We start from the raw sequence: 16,256 nt of genomic DNA, 5'->3' as shown, positions 1-16,256 counted from the left end.
TGTGCAAAACAACAACTACAAGGGACATCGTTCAAAACATTTTGTCTTTGATACCCACATTCAGGTATCCTGTGCCGGCCTGTAAGGCCTGTAGTCCAAAATCATTGAGTCGTCAAATTGGCATACATTATGCCATTGCCTGAAAAATACGCAAAATGACATAGACTCAAAGGTATTTATTCCATCGTGCCCAAAAAGACTATGGCGCATGATGTTAATCATAAACGTCGGTGTCATCATGCGCTACGCTCTATGACTCCCTGACGTTTTTTTAGCCACGTATCATAAATAGGTACTTCCATGTCGAGTAAGTTAGTACTGGTTCTGAACTGCGGTAGCTCCTCACTGAAATTTGCCATCATCGATGCAGTAAACGGTGAAGAATACCTCTCTGGTTTAGCCGAATGTTTCCATCTCCCAGAAGCACGTATCAAGTGGAAAATGGACGGCGGTAAACAAGAAGCGGCTTTAGGTGCAGGCGCCGCTCACAGTGAAGCGCTGAACTTTATCGTTAACACTATTCTGGCACAAAAACCAGAATTGTCTGCGCAATTGACCGCTATTGGTCACCGTATCGTACACGGCGGCGAGAAGTACACCAGCTCCGTGGTTATCGATGATTCCGTTATTCAGGGCATCAAAGATTCTGCCTCTTTCGCACCGCTGCATAACCCGGCTCACCTGATCGGTATCGCAGAAGCGCTGAAATCCTTCCCTAATCTGAAAGACAAAAACGTGGCTGTATTCGACACCGCGTTCCATCAGACTATGCCGGAAGAGTCTTACCTCTATGCTCTGCCGTACAGCCTGTACAAAGAACACGGCGTTCGTCGTTACGGCGCGCACGGTACCAGCCACTTCTTCGTCACACAGGAAGCGGCAAAAGTGCTGAACAAACCGGTTGAAGAGCTGAACATCATCACTTGCCACTTGGGCAATGGCGGTTCTGTATCTGCTATCCGTAACGGTAAATGTGTTGATACCTCCATGGGTCTGACCCCGCTGGAAGGTCTGGTGATGGGTACGCGTTCCGGTGACATCGACCCGGCGATCATCTTCCACCTGCACGATACCCTGGGCATGAGCGTTGACCAGATCAACAAAATGCTGACCAAAGAGTCCGGCCTGCTGGGTCTGACCGAAGTCACCAGCGACTGCCGTTATGTTGAAGATAACTACGCTACTAAAGAAGACGCTAAACGTGCAATGGACGTTTACTGCCACCGTCTGGCGAAATACATCGGTTCTTACACTGCGCTGATGGATGGTCGTCTGGATGCAGTTGTCTTCACCGGTGGTATCGGTGAAAACGCAGCGATGGTTCGTGAACTGTCTCTGGGCAAACTGGGCGTTCTGGGCTTTGAAGTTGACCACGAACGTAACCTGGCCGCACGTTTCGGCAAATCTGGTTTCATCAACAAAGAAGGTACCCGTCCTGCGCTGGTTATCCCAACCAACGAAGAACTGGTTATCGCGCAAGACGCGAGCCGTCTGACTGCCTGATTTCACACCGCCAGCCTAGCTGGCGGTGCTGTTTTGTAACCCGTCTAAATTGGCGGTAACGAAAGAGGATAAACCGTGTCCCGTATTATTATGCTGATCCCTACCGGAACCAGCGTCGGCCTGACCAGCGTCAGCCTTGGCGTGATCCGCGCAATGGAACGCAAAGGCGTTCGTCTGAGCGTCTTTAAGCCGATCGCTCAACCGCGTGCTGGTGGCGATGCACCAGACCAGACTACCAGCATCGTCCGTGCTAACTCTTCTCTGCCAGCCGCTGAGCCGCTGAAGATGAGCCACGTTGAATCTTTACTGTCCAGCAATCAGAAAGATGTGCTGATGGAAGAGATCATCGCGAACTACCACGCGAACACCAAAGACGCTGAAGTCGTACTGGTTGAAGGCCTGGTCCCAACCCGTAAACATCAGTTCGCGCAGTCTCTGAACTACGAAATCGCGAAAACGCTGAACGCGGAAATCGTCTTCGTTATGTCTCAGGGTACCGACACCCCGGAACAGCTGAACGAGCGTATTGAACTGACTCGCAGCAGCTTCGGCGGCGCGAAAAACACCAACATCACTGGCGTAATCGTTAACAAACTGAACGCACCGGTTGATGAGCAGGGCCGTACTCGCCCGGATCTGTCCGAGATTTTCGACGACTCTTCCAAAGCGAAAGTGATCAAAGTTGATCCGGCTAAACTGCAAGAATCCAGTCCGCTGCCGGTTCTGGGCGCGGTGCCATGGAGCTTCGATCTAATCGCTACTCGTGCAATCGATATGGCGCGTCACCTGAACGCCACCATCGTTAACGAAGGCGATATCAACACCCGTCGCGTGAAGTCTGTGACGTTCTGCGCACGCAGCATTCCACATATGCTGGAACACTTCCGCGCAGGTTCTCTGCTGGTGACTTCTGCCGACCGTCCTGACGTGCTGGTTGCAGCATGTCTGGCTGCTATGAACGGCGTGGAAATCGGTGCCCTGCTGCTGACTGGCGGCTACGAAATGGACGCGCGCATCACTAAACTGTGCGAACGTGCATTTGAAACCGGCCTGCCGGTATTCATGGTAAACACCAACACCTGGCAGACCTCTCTGAGCCTGCAGAGCTTCAACCTGGAAGTTCCGGTTGACGATCACGAGCGCATTGAGAAAGTTCAGGAATACGTTGCTAACTACATCAACGCTGACTGGATTGAATCCCTGACTGCAACCTCTGAGCGTAGCCGTCGTCTGTCTCCACCGGCGTTCCGTTATCAGTTGACCGAGCTAGCACGCAAAGCGGGCAAACGCGTTGTTCTGCCGGAAGGCGACGAACCGCGCACCGTTAAAGCGGCAGCCATCTGTGCTGAACGTGGTATCGCAACCTGCGTACTGCTGGGTAACCCGGATGAGATCACCCGCGTTGCAGCCTCTCAGGGCGTTGAACTGGGCGCTGGTGTAGAAATCGTTGATCCAGATGTGGTTCGCGAAAGCTACGTTGCTCGCCTGGTCGAACTGCGTAAAAACAAAGGTATGACCGAAACCGTTGCCCGCGAACAGCTGGAAGACAACGTGGTTCTCGGTACCCTGATGCTGGAACAGGACGATGTTGACGGTCTGGTTTCTGGTGCAGTGCACACCACCGCGAACACCATCCGTCCGCCGCTGCAGCTGATCAAAACTGCACCGGGTAGCTCTCTGGTGTCTTCCGTGTTCTTCATGCTGCTGCCGGATCAGGTTTACGTTTACGGCGACTGCGCGATCAACCCGGATCCGACTGCAGAGCAGCTGGCAGAAATCGCGATTCAGTCCGCTGATTCCGCAATTGCCTTCGGTATCGAACCGCGCGTAGCGATGCTCTCCTACTCCACCGGTACTTCTGGTGCAGGTAGTGACGTAGAGAAAGTTCGCGAAGCAACCCGTCTGGCACAGGAAAAACGTCCTGACCTGATGATCGACGGTCCGCTGCAGTACGACGCCGCTGTTATGGCTGACGTAGCGAAATCCAAAGCGCCGAACTCTCCGGTTGCAGGTCGCGCTACCGTGTTCATCTTCCCGGATCTGAACACCGGTAACACCACTTACAAAGCGGTACAGCGTTCTGCCGACCTGATCTCCATCGGGCCAATGCTGCAGGGTATGCGCAAGCCGGTGAACGACCTGTCTCGTGGCGCGCTGGTAGACGATATCGTCTACACCATCGCACTGACCGCGATCCAGTCTTCCCAGCAGCAGCAGTAATCTGCCGAGTGTGCCGGATCTCTTATCCGGCAACACATCTGCTTATCAAACCGGAAATAGCTGATATTTCCGGTTTTTTTATGTCTATTTCCCTTTTGGCATAATCTGAAACATTTGCCTGGATGCGCTGCATCAATGAATAACTATTCTTCTGTTCGCATACTTACTCTCTTTTGCGTTGCAACAGGGATAGTCTTTCATGTCAGCAGTAACAGAATCACAGCCAGCTAAAAAATGGGCGATGCCCGACACGCTGGTGATTATTTTTTTCGTCGCCATTTTAACCAGTCTGGCAACATGGGTTGTTCCCGTCGGGATGTTCGACAGCCAGGAAGTTCAGTATCAGGTTGATGGACAAACCAAAACCCGTAAGGTGGTTGACCCCCATTCCTTTCGTATTCTGACCAACGACGCAGGTGAAGAGCAGTATCACCGGGTGCAGTTATTCACCACCGGAGATGAACGCCCAGGCCTGATGAATTTCCCGTTTGAAGGATTAACCTCCGGCTCGAAATTCGGCACTGCTGTCGGCATCATTATGTTTATGCTGGTCATTGGCGGCGCATTCGGCATCGTTATGCGTACCGGCACCATTGATAACGGCATCCTGGCGCTCATTCGCCATACGCGGGGCAACGAGGTCCTGTTTATCCCAGTGCTGTTTATTCTCTTCTCCTTAGGCGGTGCGGTGTTTGGCATGGGGGAAGAGGCTGTTGCCTTTGCCATTATCATCGCGCCTTTGATGGTACGGCTAGGTTACGACAGTATCACCACCGTGCTGGTTACCTATATCGCGACTCAGATTGGTTTCGCCAGTTCATGGATGAACCCATTTTGCGTGGTGGTCGCGCAAGGTATTGCGGGGGTACCGGTGCTCTCTGGTTCCGGGCTACGCATCGTGGTCTGGGTGATCGCTACACTAATCGGGCTGACCTTCACGCTGGCCTATGCGGCGCGTATCAAAAAGAATCCGCTTTTGTCCCGGGTACATGAATCCGACAGCTTCTTTCGCGAGCAGCAGGACGAGGTCGTGGAACGACGCTTCACGCTGGGCGACTGGTTAGTGCTACTGGTGCTAACCGCGGTGATGATTTGGGTTGTCTGGGGCGTTATCGTCAACGCGTGGTTTATTCCTGAGATCGCCAGTCAGTTCTTCACGATGGGTCTGGTGATTGGCATTATCGGCGTCGTGTTTCGGCTCAACGGCATGACGGTCAACATCATGGCCTCCTCATTCACTGAGGGTGCACGAATGATGATTGCCCCTGCCCTGCTGGTTGGTTTTGCCAAAGGCATTTTACTGCTGGTCGGTAATGGAGAGGCGGGTGAAGCCAGCGTGTTAAACACTCTGCTGCACAGCATTGCCAATGGCATCAGCGGGCTGGATAACGCCATCGCGGCGTGGTTTATGCTGTCGTTCCAGGCAGTTTTTAATTTCTTCGTCACTTCCGGCTCTGGTCAGGCTGCGTTAACCATGCCGCTACTGGCACCGCTGGGCGATCTGGTTGGCGTAAACCGTCAGGTCACAGTCCTGGCCTTCCAGTTTGGCGACGGATTCAGTCATATTATCTATCCGACGTCAGCATCTCTGATGGCTACGTTAGGCGTTTGTCGGGTGGATTTTCGTAACTGGCTGAAGGTAGGTGCTACGCTGTTGGGACTGCTGTTTATTATGTCCAGCGTGGTGGTGATTGGCGCGCAGATGATGGGTTACCATTAAAAAGTGTGCGTCCGGCCTACTCGATTTCTCGACGCAGTAGGCCGGATGAACAGAGTTTACTCAGCTTCTTCCTGCTTTTCGGCTTTCGCCCCTTCATTCTTGGCGTTGCGGGTCATCCACAGCGCCAGGGCTTTCAGGGAGTCCGGTGTAAATTCGTCGCAGCGCGCGGTAATTTCTTCCGGCGTCAACCAGCAAACTTCACTGACCTCATCTTCCTGAAGCGCAAACGGTCCGTGGGAAACGCAGCTAAACAACCCACCCCATACGCGACAGTTCTGGTCTTCAAAGTAAAACTGACCATGCTCGGCAAACGGCACGCCCGCAATCCCCAGTTCCTCTTCTGCTTCACGACGCGCTGATTCCAGCATCTGCTCGTCAGCCTGAACCACACCGCCTGCGGTGGCATCCAGCATGCCGGGCAAAAAATCTTTTGTCTCAGTGCGACGTTGAACCAGAATTTTGCCCATACCATCATGCACAACGATATACGTTGCACGATGGCGTAAGCGTTGCGCCCGCATTTGTTCCCGGCTGGACTGTGCAATGACTTCATTGTCTTCATTCACAATATCCACCCATTCAGTACTTGCCAAACGACGCTGTTCCACCATCAGGAAACCTTCTTTTTTCTGGCGCTCTTACGGCGCGTTTATGTTTGTGGGGTAAATTACGGATTAATCTCGACCTGTGCAATAACACTTTGATCATTGAGTGCCATTACGCTGAGAACATTATCATCCAGAATCCCGTAACTTGCCGCAAAGCCCCCTTTCGGGATGCTTACCGAGCCGGGATTGAAATGATAGATACCCTCGCGCCGCTCAGCAACCGGCAGATGAGTATGCCCATAAACCAGAACATCGCCCGCATTGAGCGCCGGCAAATTTTGCGGGCCAAAAAGATGTCCGTGCGTCAAAAAGAGTCGCTGGTTTTCTGTCAGAATTTGCTGCCACGGCGCAGTCATCGGAAAATGCAGGAGCATCTGATCCACTTCGCTGTCGCAATTACCACGCACCGCAATAATTCGCGATGCCAGCTCATTCAGCCGTTCAGCAACCTGCGCAGGTGCATAACCTTCTGGAAGCGCATTACGCGGCCCGTGGTTTAAAACATCACCCAATATCACCAGCCATTGCGCGCCGCTTGCAGCAAACCGCTCGAGTACGCGTTCCGTGGCTGGCAACGAACCATGAATGTCCGATGCGAACATCAGTTTCATCACTCACTCCTCGCTGAAAATTACCTTGTAATGATACTGGATTACGGCCCGTTTTTCAGCAGGAACGCTTCGCTGAAAGCGCGATAAAACGCTGTACTGAAGCGCGCTGCCACTGGAAGGTGGCGTATTCCGCAAGCGCTTCTGGAACCTCATCGCCGTTAAGGACCAGGCGATTAAGCATTAGCGCTAAATCACAGTCAGCGATACACCATTCGCCAAATAAATTCTGCTTACCGTGGCTCAGTAAACTGCTCGCAGTAGCGAACAGTTTTTCCGCACTGGCTTTTCCCGCTTCGCTTAACGGTCCTTTCTTCACGCCAGCAAAAACGACATCTGTTGATCGTTCCTCACGGATAGGCATTAAATCGCTGCGGATCCACGCCTGAACCTGGCGCGCCCGAGCGCGCTTTTGTACATCGTGTGGGTAGATACGCTCCCACTGTGGCGGTGCAAAGCTCTCTTCCAGGAATTCCGTAATCGCTGATGATTCGCTCAGTTCAAAACCATCGATCTCAAGAACCGGTACGCGGCGCGTCAAGGCGTAACCTTGCCATGAAGGATGCAAGTGTTCACCACTATTGAGATCAACGGTTTTCAGCGTGAAAGGTAGCCCCTTCTCTTGCAGAGCGACATAAACAGACAGCACGTAGGGGGAGAAAAAATTGGCATCTGACCACAGCGTAATTGCAGATTTGCTCATAATGTCCTCTGAAGTGTATTGGCTTGCCTTCAAAATATAGAGTCTTTCTCTCGCTGTCACTTGATGAAAACTCACGCACGCCAACAGGCTCTATACTTGTAATGACCCGGTTCATGACAAAACGGATGCTGAAAATGATCGATCTCTATTACACGCCATCGCCAAACGGTCACAAAATCACGCTGTTTCTTGAAGAGGCACAGCTGCAATACCGTCTGATTCATGTCGATATCAGCAAAGGCAGCCAGTTTCGCCCCGATTTTCTGCTGATCTCGCCGAACAATAAAATCCCGGCCATTATCGATCATGCGCCGGAAGATGGCGGAAGGCCCATCAGCTTGTTTGAGTCCGGAGAAATTTTACTCTATCTGGCGGAGAAGAGCGGTAAGCTGCTCAGCGGTGAATTACGCGAACGCCACACCACACTGCAGTGGCTGTTCTGGCAGGTCAGCGGTCTGGGTCCCATGCTGGGGCAGAATCATCATTTCAGTCATTACGCTCCGCAAACGATCCCTTACGCTATTGAAAGATACCAGGTTGAAACCCAGCGCCTGTACAACGTGATGAATAAACGTCTGGAAACGTCACCCTGGCTGGGAGGCGATCACTACAGCATTGCTGACATTGCCTGCTGGCCGTGGATCCACGCCCATCAGCGTCAGCGCATCGACCTCGACAATTACCCGGCGGTCAATAACTGGCACGAACGCATCCGTACGCGTCCTGCCACGGAACGCGCCATGCAGCAAGCACTGAGTGAGAAGCGGTGACGCAATTCGGTTCTAGTGTATCATGCAGAGGTTCATACATGGAGGAAACCTGCAATGTCACAACCTGACGCCATTATTCGTATAAAAAACCTTCGTCTGCGCACCTTTATCGGCATTAAAGAAGAGGAGATCCTTAACCGCCAGGATATCGTCATCAACATTGCCATTCACTATCCGGCAGACAAAGCGCGTACCAGCGAAGATATCAACGACGCGCTGAATTACCGCACTATAACCAAAAGCATCATTGCCCACGTGGAGGGTAACCGCTTCTCATTGTTAGAAAAATTAACTCAAGATGTGCTCGATATCGCACGCGAACATCACTGGGTCACTTATGCTGAAGTCGAGATAGATAAACTTCACGCATTGCGTTACGCCGACTCAGTATCAATGACGCTGAGCTGGCAGCGCTAAAACGTAACCCGGGAGGCGACATGCAGATTCTGATTACCGGCGGTACTGGCCTGATTGGACGTCATCTGATCCCCTGCCTGCTGGAACTGGGGCATCAGATAATCGTAGTGACACGTACCCCTGATAAGGCTCGTCAGATTCTCGACTCTCGGGTCACGTTATGGAAAGGACTGGAAGAGCGGCAACATCTCAATAATATTGATGCCGTGATTAACCTTGCCGGAGAGCCTATTGCAGATAAGCGCTGGAGCGCACAGCAAAAGGAACGCTTGTGCCAGAGCCGTTGGGGCATTACGCAGAAACTGGTCGATTTAATCAATGCGAGCGAGACGCCGCCCTCAGTGTTAATCTCCGGTTCCGCTACCGGTTACTACGGCGATTTGGGCGAAGTTGTGGTTACGGAAGAAGAGCCACCGCATAACGAATTTACCCACAAGCTGTGCGCCCGCTGGGAGCAAATTGCCAGCACTGCGCAAAGCGACAAAACCCGCGTGTGTATGCTGCGTACCGGCGTGGTACTGGCCTCAGCAGGCGGCATTCTGGCAAAAATGGTCCCGCCGTTTCGTCTTGGCTTAGGCGGCCCGATCGGTAACGGACGCCAGTATATGGCCTGGATCCATGTTGATGATATGGTCAACGGAATTATCTGGCTGCTGAATAACGATCTACGTGGTCCCTTCAATATGGTTTCGCCATACCCGGTGCACAATGAGCAGTTTGCCCACGCGCTGGGTCACGCTCTGAACCGCCCTGCAATTCTGCGCGTTCCCGCCACCGCTATGCGACTGCTGATGGGGGAATCGTCAGTACTGGTCCTTGGTGGACAACGCGCATTGCCCAAACGCCTGGAAGCTTCCGGTTTTACGTTTCGCTGGTACGATTTAGAAGAAGCGCTGGCGGATGTCATCCGATAACCCCTAAGCACTATTCACAGTCGCCGTTGTGGTGGTAAGGTTATAGACCAGATTTCCGCAATGGCGACGTTATGGCGATAATATCGACTCCCCGACTTACCCTCTCTTTGTTTCAATTTTCTGACTGGTCATTTTTCCAGAAACTCCGTGAATGTCCTGAAGTCATGCGCTATATGGGCAACATCGCCCCGGCGAAAGATACGCGGCTGTTATTCGCCAGACGTCTGGCCGCACAGCACACTTTCGTCATCCGCGAACATAACAGCCCGACGCCACTTGGCGATATTGGTCTGCAAATCAGCCATCTTTACCCGCAGGAAGCCGACCTCGGCTACGCCATCATGCCACAGGCTCAGGGGAAAGGTATTGCCAGCGAAGCCGTGCGCGCGGTGTGCCAGTATGCCTTCGAGCATGCAGGTGTGACGGCGATAAACGCATACGCGCTGGCGGATAACAAGGGTTCAATCCGTATTCTGGAAAAGACAGGCTTTGTACGTACGCAGGTACTGGAAAAGGCGTATGAGATTGACGGCATCGCCTACGACGACTGGGTGTTTCGGCTGGAGCGCGACGCGCTAAAATTGTAAGCCCGGAAAGCGTAACGCCTCCGGGCTGTTGACTTATTTCAGCGATCCTTTAAGAAACTGCTGCAAACGCGGGCTTTGCGGATTACCAAATACCTGCTCCGGGTCACCCTCTTCCTCAATTTTCCCCTGATGCAGGAAAATCACGTGCGTGGAAACATGACGGGCAAACCCCATTTCGTGGGTCACCACCACCATGGTTTTCCCCTCTTCAGCCAGCTGTTGCATAATGCGCAGCACTTCACCCACCAGCTCAGGATCAAGCGCTGACGTAGGTTCATCAAACAATAACACTTCCGGTTCCATCGCCAGCGCACGGGCAATGGAAACACGCTGCTGCTGACCACCGGACAGGTGCACCGGATATTTGCCCTGTGCGCGCTCATCAATGCCCACTTTAGCCAAATACTTCACCGCACGGTCGCGAGCTTCCTGCTTGCTCAGCCCCAACACCTGAATCGGCGCTTCCATGACGTTTTCCAGCACTGTCATGTGGCTCCACAGATTAAAGTGCTGAAAGACCATCGTCAGACGCGTACGCAGCAGGCGTAGCTGATTTTTGTCCGCAACTTTCAACTGGCCGTCTTTATCGCGCACCAGACCAATGTTCTGACCGCTGACGACAATCGACCCGGCACTCGGTTTCTCAAGAAAGTTAATGCAGCGCAGGAAGGTACTTTTACCGGAACCTGACGAGCCAATAATGCTGATAACATCACCCGCGTTGGCCTGCAGCGATACCCCTTTCAGCACTTCATGTTCGCCGTAGTGCTTATGTAAATCGATAACGTTTAATTTATTTTCAGACATCGTGTTACTCGAATCATTTAGAGGATACATGCTGCAACCAGCGTTTTTCCGCTTTACGGAACAGACTGATCAGGACATACGAAATAATCAAATACAGCACAGCGGCAATACCGAAGGCGGTAAACGGCTGATATGTTGCCGAGTTGATATCGCGAGCGATTTTCAACAAATCAGGTACCGTTGCAGTAAATGCCAGCGCCGTTGAGTGCAGCATTAAAATGACTTCATTGCTGTATGCCGGCAGCGCAATACGCAACGCGGAAGGTAAAATAATGCAGCGATACAGTTTGAATGACGAGAAACCGTATGCGCGCGCAGCCTCAATCTCACCGTGAGGCACGGAACGGATAGCCCCGGCGAAAATCTCCGTGGTATAGGCGCAGGTATTCAGCGTCAGCGCCAGCACGGTGCAATTCAGCCCGCTGCGGAAAAACGCGTTGAGGAAGTCCGTTCCTTTGACTATCTCCAGCGTATACATCCCGGAATAAAACACCAGTAGCTGAACGTACAGCGGCGTCCCACGAAAAATATAGGTGAACAGCCAGATGGGAAACTGGATAAATTTATTACTGGAAACGCGACCAATCGCCAAAAAGAGTGCCAGTATTCCGCCCATCACTACTGACGAAATCAAAAGCCACAGGGTGATAGCGACGCCAGTGTAGCGATATCCGTCGGTCCACAGCAGGGACTTCCAGTATTCCTGAATAATCTCGATCACAGGTCAGCCCTCTTCACACCCACGGAATAGCGGCGCTCAAGGTACAGCAGCACACCATTAGAAACAGTGGTAAACACCAGATAGATGACCCCGCACACGACGGCAAAATAGAACGGCTCCCAGGTACTCTTCCCGGCAAGCTGAGTCGCTTTCACCACGTCTTCAAGTCCAAGCAACGATACCAGCGCCGTAGCCTTAAGAATAACCTGCCAGTTATTACCGATTCCCGGTAAGGCATAACGCATCATCGCCGGGAACATAATGCGACGAAATATTTGTGAGCTGGTAAAGCCAAACGCCGTCGCGGCTTCAATATGGCCTTTTGGTACAGCCATAAACGCACCGCGAAAAGTTTCGGTAAAGTAGGCGCCGTAGATAAATCCAAGGGTGATAATGCCCGCAACCATCGGATCAATATCAATCTGGCCGATACCGATGGCATCGGTAATGGTATTCAGCGCGATTTGTAATCCGTAGAAGATGAGCAGCATTAAGACCAGATCGGGCACGCCGCGGATTAGCGTTGTGTACCCTTCGAAAATAAGCCCCATTGCCCGGCTTTGCGACAGCTTTGCTGCTGCGCCGACAAGACCTATCAGAACCGCCAGTACCACCGAGCTGAGTGCCAGCTCCAGCGTAACAATTGCGCCCTGTAAAATAACACCTGAAAAGCCATACAACATGCTGCCTGTCCTGTCGTGTGTGGTGGAGTAGTAAGCCTCTTTTGATTTCAGACTAACCGTTAAATGCCGGATGGCGGCTTTGCCTTATCCGGCCTACAAAATCACCGTAGGCCTGATAAGTGCGGCGCCATCGGGCATAAATTCAATGCGTCAAAAATCTACGGGCTTTATCAGCACCTGCGGTAATTAACCGCCGTAAACATCAAAATCGAAGTACTTTTTCGCCAGCTTCTCGTAAGTACCGTCAGCTCGCATTTCGGCAAAGGCTTTATTCAGCGCTTCGCGCAGTTCGTTATCGTCTTTGCGCAGCCCCATACCGGTACCCACGCCGAACAACTTCTCGTCTTTCACAGACGGGCCGCCGAATTTGTAATCTTTACCGACTGGCTGTTTCAGGAAGCCTTCGCTAGCCGCGACTTCATCCTGGAACGCGGCGTCAATACGCCCGGCAGTCAGGTCAGAATAGATATTGTCCTGCCCCTGATAAGAGACAATCTCAATACCTTTTGGCGCCCAGTGTTCGTTGCCGAACGTTTCCTGGGTAGTGCCCTGCAGCACACCAACACGTTTGCCTTTCAGCGACTCAATGGTCGGCTGAATAGCAGAATCTTTAGCGACAACCAGACGCGAATCGGCTGCATAAAGCTTGTCGGTAAATGCGATTTCCTGCTGACGTTTTTCAGTAATGGATAGCGAGGACATGATGGCATCGATTTTCTTCGCTTTTAGCGAAGGGATCAACGCGTCCAGCGGGTTTTCCACGAAGGTACATTGCGTATTGATACGTTTGCACAGCTCTTTAGCCAGATCGATATCAAAACCGACTAATTCACCCTGCGCATTCTTCGATTCGAACGGCGCATAAGTAGGATCGGTACCGATACGAATTTTTTGCGGAATGGCTGCAAATGCTGCGGAAGCACTGGAGAAAGCCAGAACCAGAGAAAGAGACAACACCAGTTTTTTCATAACTATCCTCAACAGACTGTCTTTTATAGGGGATCTTTACAGGACCAGGTGCAGTTATCGTGCCATTAATCAGGCCGACAAGGCAAAGCATTCTACCCTGTCGGCGGTATTTATTTGCATGAAAAGCGCTTAAGTATGCACTCATGCTTATTAAGTCAGCGATAAAAGCACCAAAACAGTGCACTGAATTTATTATGCACCGAAATGGTTACCCGCAATGGTGCAGTCAATTCCCCACGCCGCTGTATTAATCGCCGTAGACATTAAAATTAAAATATTTGCTCGCCATTTTGTCGTAGGTGCCGTCTTTACGCAGTTCGCCCAGCGCTTTGTCGAAAGCGGCTTTCAGCTCTGCATCATCTTTGCGCAAGCCAATCCCGGTTCCGTCACCAAAGTATTTTTTATCTTTCACCGACGGACCGGCAAAAGCGTAATCCTTACCAGCAGGCTGCTTCAGGAAGCCTTCGCTGGCCGCGACTTCATCTTGCAATGCCGCGTCCAGACGGCCTGCCGTCAGGTCAGAATAGATGAGGTCCTGGTTCGCATAGGCCACCACGTCCACGCCTTTGCTGCGCCAGTTGTCATTGGCATAGGCTTCCTGAGTAGAGCCTTGCAGGACGCCAACGTGTTTACCCTTGAGGGAATCCAGAGTCGGCTGAATTGGGGAACCTTTCGCGGCGATCAGACGTGAGTCTGCAGCGTAAAGTTTGTCTGAGAACGCAATCTCTTGCTGACGCTTTTCGGTGATAGAAAGCGAGGAGATGATGGCATCAATTTTTTTCGCTTTCAGCGATGGGATCAGCGCATCAAAGTCACTGGCAACCCAGGTGCATTTGATCTGCATGCGCTTACACATCTCATTTCCCAGATCGATATCGAAGCCGACAAAGTCGCCTTTGGCATCTTTAGAGGAAAAAGGAGCGTACGTTGTATCTGTACCAATACGAACCGTCTGCGGAAGTGCTGCGTAGCTGGCCGCGGTGGCGGAGAGTCCTACCAGCAAAGACAAAGCAAGAACCGTCTTCTTCATACATAACCCTCAAGTGGCGTAATTTTATTATGTTTTACGTTGTGTTGTGTGTTTGCAGACTTTTTCATGCATGTCTTATGCCATTTTCACGTCGATGAGGATATTCGACGTTAAATATGTTAATAAAACGTTGCAATAATGTCCTGATTTTGAAGATAGCAGGTCTGGCGGTTGAACCGCAGCGTTTCGTTGAGTTTTAACGAATTAAATGTTGAGGATATGATCGCGGTTACAAAATTGCCCTGAAACAGGGCAACGGATGATTCTTTGCACGCTGATGGAACGGCTTACGCCCCTTGCCAGCGGGTGAACAGGTCCTGCGGAAGGGTAATATCAAACTGGTCAAGCACGCGATTAACCGTTTGATTAATCACATCATCGAGCGTTTGCGGACGATGATAAAACGCCGGGACAGGTGGCATAATTACCGCCCCAATTTCTGCCGCCTGCGTCATCAATCGCAAATGCCCCAGATGCAGCGGCGTTTCGCGTACACACAGCACCAGCGGACGACGTTCTTTCAACACCACATCTGCCGCACGGGTAAGCAACCCATCGGTGTAACTGTGGACGATGCCAGAAAGCGTTTTGATTGAACAAGGCAGAATAACCATTCCGGCAGTCTGAAAAGAGCCGGAGGAGATACTGGCGGCGATATCACGGGTATCATGATTCACATTTGCCAGCGCCTGCACGTCGCGCACAGAGAGGTCCGTTTCCAGCGCCAGCGTCTGCCGGGCAGCGGCACTCATCACCAGGTGGGTTTCCACATCAGTGACGTCACGCAATACCTGCAACAGGCGCACGCCGTAAATTGCCCCGCTTGCACCAGAAATACCAATGATGAGTCGTTTCACAGTGAGAGCCTTTTCGTCATAATGGCGAGACTTTGCCGGATTACGGCGTCGGGCGCAACTGTGAATGTGGCGCTGAACTGAGCGAGCTTTCACGAACCACCAGACGAACCGGCAGCAGCAGATTTCGTTCCCCTTGCTCATTGAGCAGCAAACGAAACGCATCCTGTCCAAGCTCGTGCTTATCAACCGCAACGGTGGTTAACGCCGGATGCGCCCAGGCCGCTGCATCAATATCATCGAATCCAACAATGGCGATATCTTCCGGCACCCTGATTCCTTTGCGCGCACAGACCCGCATCGCCACCAGAGCGGCAATATCGTTATAGGCAAAAATCGCGTCCGGCGGCTGGGCCAGCGCCAGCAGTTTGTCCATCCCCTCAATCAGCGCCTGCTCAATATTTTTGACTGGCGGCGCTTCAACCTGATATTCCTCAGGAAGCGAGAGTCCGGCGTCAAACAGCGCCTGCTGATACCCTTCTACGCGCTGGCGAATACTGTAATGTCGTTGCGAATGTCCAAGAAATGCAATGCGCTTGCGTCCCTGTTCAAGCAAGTGACGTGTAGCAATAAATCCGCCATGAAAATTATCTGGGTTGACGCAAGGAAAGTCGGCGGCCCACAGATCCACCAGCGCCACAGGCAATGCCAGCTTCCGCAATTCAGCAAGTATTTCAGCTTCCAGATAACCGGCGCAGATAAGCGCATCGGGCTGGTGCAGGTTAATCATCTCCGCCACCGAGTCTTCCGGTCCGATGGGTAAGAAACTCATCGCAATGTCATTTTCCCGACAAGCCTCAGCCACGCCGAGCATCACCGTGGAATAGAAAGGTAACGCGCTGGCGATATTGTGTTCGCGATGCAGCAAAAAAAGTAAGCGTTTAATACGACCGCTGCGCAAACGGCCAAAATCGTAGCCCTCAGCCTGCGCAATCGTCAGTATTCTCTGACGCGTCTCCTCGCCAAGACCGGGTTGCCCTTTCAGCGCCCGGGAAACCGCAGCAATAGAAACGCCGCATGCCGCGGCAATGTCTTTAATTCGGGTCTTTTTCGCCATTCCGTTTGTTTGCACCTGTCACGCGTTCTTCAGTCGACGTCTGATTCCATTAGCCGTAAGAATATCACTCTCACAGCAGACGATT

At 52.0% G+C, this 16,256-nt stretch carries 17 protein-coding genes; 7 read left to right on the top strand and 10 right to left on the bottom strand.

Features of this window, described 5'->3' with window-relative positions:
* Positions 1–300: 300 nt before the first annotated feature.
* From ackA to yfcC, 3 genes are all read left to right on the top strand, one after another.
* The gene (gene ackA, locus OGY17_RS21915) at positions 301–1,503 is read left to right on the top strand and encodes an acetate kinase (protein WP_003834770.1); all 1,203 of its coding nucleotides are present in this window, start codon (positions 301–303) and stop codon (positions 1,501–1,503) included.
* A 75-nt stretch (positions 1,504–1,578) separates the two neighbouring features.
* Complete coding sequence (pta, locus tag OGY17_RS21910; RefSeq protein ID WP_008785351.1) at positions 1,579–3,723, top strand: phosphate acetyltransferase; 2,145 nt, start codon at positions 1,579–1,581, stop codon at positions 3,721–3,723.
* Between the two features lie 199 nt (positions 3,724–3,922).
* Complete coding sequence (gene yfcC / locus OGY17_RS21905; protein ID WP_191215530.1) at positions 3,923–5,443, top strand: putative basic amino acid antiporter YfcC; 1,521 nt, start codon at positions 3,923–3,925, stop codon at positions 5,441–5,443.
* Positions 5,444–5,499: 56 nt separating this feature from the next.
* On the opposite strand, the gene yfcD is transcribed toward yfcC, so the two are convergent.
* Genes yfcD through yfcF form a run of 3 tightly spaced genes read right to left on the bottom strand, consistent with a single transcriptional unit; the run spans position 5,500 to position 7,362 of the window.
* Complete coding sequence (yfcD, locus tag OGY17_RS21900; protein ID WP_003834775.1) at positions 5,500–6,054, bottom strand: NUDIX hydrolase YfcD; 555 nt, start codon at positions 6,052–6,054, stop codon at positions 5,500–5,502.
* A gap of 56 nt (positions 6,055–6,110) precedes the next feature.
* The gene (yfcE, locus tag OGY17_RS21895; protein ID WP_048215855.1) at positions 6,111–6,662 is read right to left on the bottom strand and encodes a phosphodiesterase; all 552 of its coding nucleotides are present in this window, start codon (positions 6,660–6,662) and stop codon (positions 6,111–6,113) included.
* A 55-nt stretch (positions 6,663–6,717) separates the two neighbouring features.
* Positions 6,718–7,362, bottom strand: coding sequence for a glutathione transferase (gene yfcF, locus OGY17_RS21890; protein WP_003834778.1), 645 nt, complete (start codon positions 7,360–7,362; stop codon positions 6,718–6,720).
* A gap of 134 nt (positions 7,363–7,496) precedes the next feature.
* On the opposite strand from yfcF, the gene yfcG reads away from it, so the two are divergent.
* The 4 genes from yfcG to OGY17_RS21870 all read left to right on the top strand — a co-directional run bounded on the left by yfcG (position 7,497) and on the right by OGY17_RS21870 (position 10,050).
* Positions 7,497–8,132 (top strand): GSH-dependent disulfide bond oxidoreductase, encoded by a 636-nt coding sequence (gene yfcG, locus OGY17_RS21885; RefSeq protein WP_020996685.1) that lies wholly within the window; start codon positions 7,497–7,499, stop codon positions 8,130–8,132.
* A 54-nt stretch (positions 8,133–8,186) separates the two neighbouring features.
* Positions 8,187–8,549, top strand: a complete 363-nt coding sequence (folX, locus tag OGY17_RS21880) for a dihydroneopterin triphosphate 2'-epimerase (RefSeq protein WP_003028107.1) — start codon at positions 8,187–8,189, stop codon at positions 8,547–8,549.
* Positions 8,550–8,569: 20 nt separating this feature from the next.
* Entirely contained in the window at positions 8,570–9,463 is an 894-nt protein-coding gene (locus OGY17_RS21875) for a TIGR01777 family oxidoreductase (protein WP_003834782.1), read from the top strand.
* Between the two features lie 71 nt (positions 9,464–9,534).
* The gene (locus OGY17_RS21870) at positions 9,535–10,050 is read left to right on the top strand and encodes a GNAT family N-acetyltransferase (protein ID WP_071845290.1); all 516 of its coding nucleotides are present in this window, start codon (positions 9,535–9,537) and stop codon (positions 10,048–10,050) included.
* 33 nt (positions 10,051–10,083) lie between these two features.
* On the opposite strand, the gene hisP is transcribed toward OGY17_RS21870, so the two are convergent.
* The 7 genes from hisP to OGY17_RS21835 all read right to left on the bottom strand — a co-directional run bounded on the left by hisP (position 10,084) and on the right by OGY17_RS21835 (position 16,171).
* Complete coding sequence (hisP, locus tag OGY17_RS21865; RefSeq protein WP_003028114.1) at positions 10,084–10,857, bottom strand: histidine ABC transporter ATP-binding protein HisP; 774 nt, start codon at positions 10,855–10,857, stop codon at positions 10,084–10,086.
* Positions 10,858–10,870: 13 nt separating this feature from the next.
* Entirely contained in the window at positions 10,871–11,578 is a 708-nt protein-coding gene (hisM, locus tag OGY17_RS21860; protein WP_003028116.1) for a histidine ABC transporter permease HisM, read from the bottom strand.
* Positions 11,575–12,261, bottom strand: a complete 687-nt coding sequence (locus OGY17_RS21855) for a histidine ABC transporter permease HisQ (protein WP_003028118.1) — start codon at positions 12,259–12,261, stop codon at positions 11,575–11,577. The genes hisM and OGY17_RS21855 overlap by 4 nt, the downstream gene beginning before the upstream one ends.
* A 186-nt stretch (positions 12,262–12,447) precedes the next feature.
* Positions 12,448–13,230 carry a histidine ABC transporter substrate-binding protein HisJ gene (gene hisJ, locus OGY17_RS21850; RefSeq protein ID WP_191215529.1) on the bottom strand — a complete coding sequence of 261 codons (783 nt, stop codon included), beginning with the start codon at positions 13,228–13,230 and terminating at the stop codon, positions 12,448–12,450.
* Positions 13,231–13,477: 247 nt separating this feature from the next.
* A complete protein-coding gene (argT, locus tag OGY17_RS21845; protein WP_006683634.1) occupies positions 13,478–14,260 on the bottom strand; it encodes a lysine/arginine/ornithine ABC transporter substrate-binding protein ArgT in 783 nt (260 codons plus the stop codon).
* Between the two features lie 287 nt (positions 14,261–14,547).
* Positions 14,548–15,117: a UbiX family flavin prenyltransferase gene (locus OGY17_RS21840; protein ID WP_003028125.1), complete on the bottom strand. Its 570-nt coding sequence runs from the start codon at positions 15,115–15,117 to the stop codon at positions 14,548–14,550.
* 40 nt (positions 15,118–15,157) lie between these two features.
* Positions 15,158–16,171, bottom strand: a complete 1,014-nt coding sequence (locus OGY17_RS21835; protein ID WP_191215528.1) for a LacI family DNA-binding transcriptional regulator — start codon at positions 16,169–16,171, stop codon at positions 15,158–15,160.
* Positions 16,172–16,256: the final 85 nt, after the last annotated feature.

Origin of the sequence: Citrobacter sp. Cpo126 (assembly GCF_030332445.1) — a bacterium.
GTDB lineage: Bacteria > Pseudomonadota > Gammaproteobacteria > Enterobacterales > Enterobacteriaceae > Citrobacter > Citrobacter portucalensis.
The sequence above is the reverse complement of the archived record's forward strand: the minus strand, read 5'-3'. Positions and strand labels throughout refer to the sequence as shown.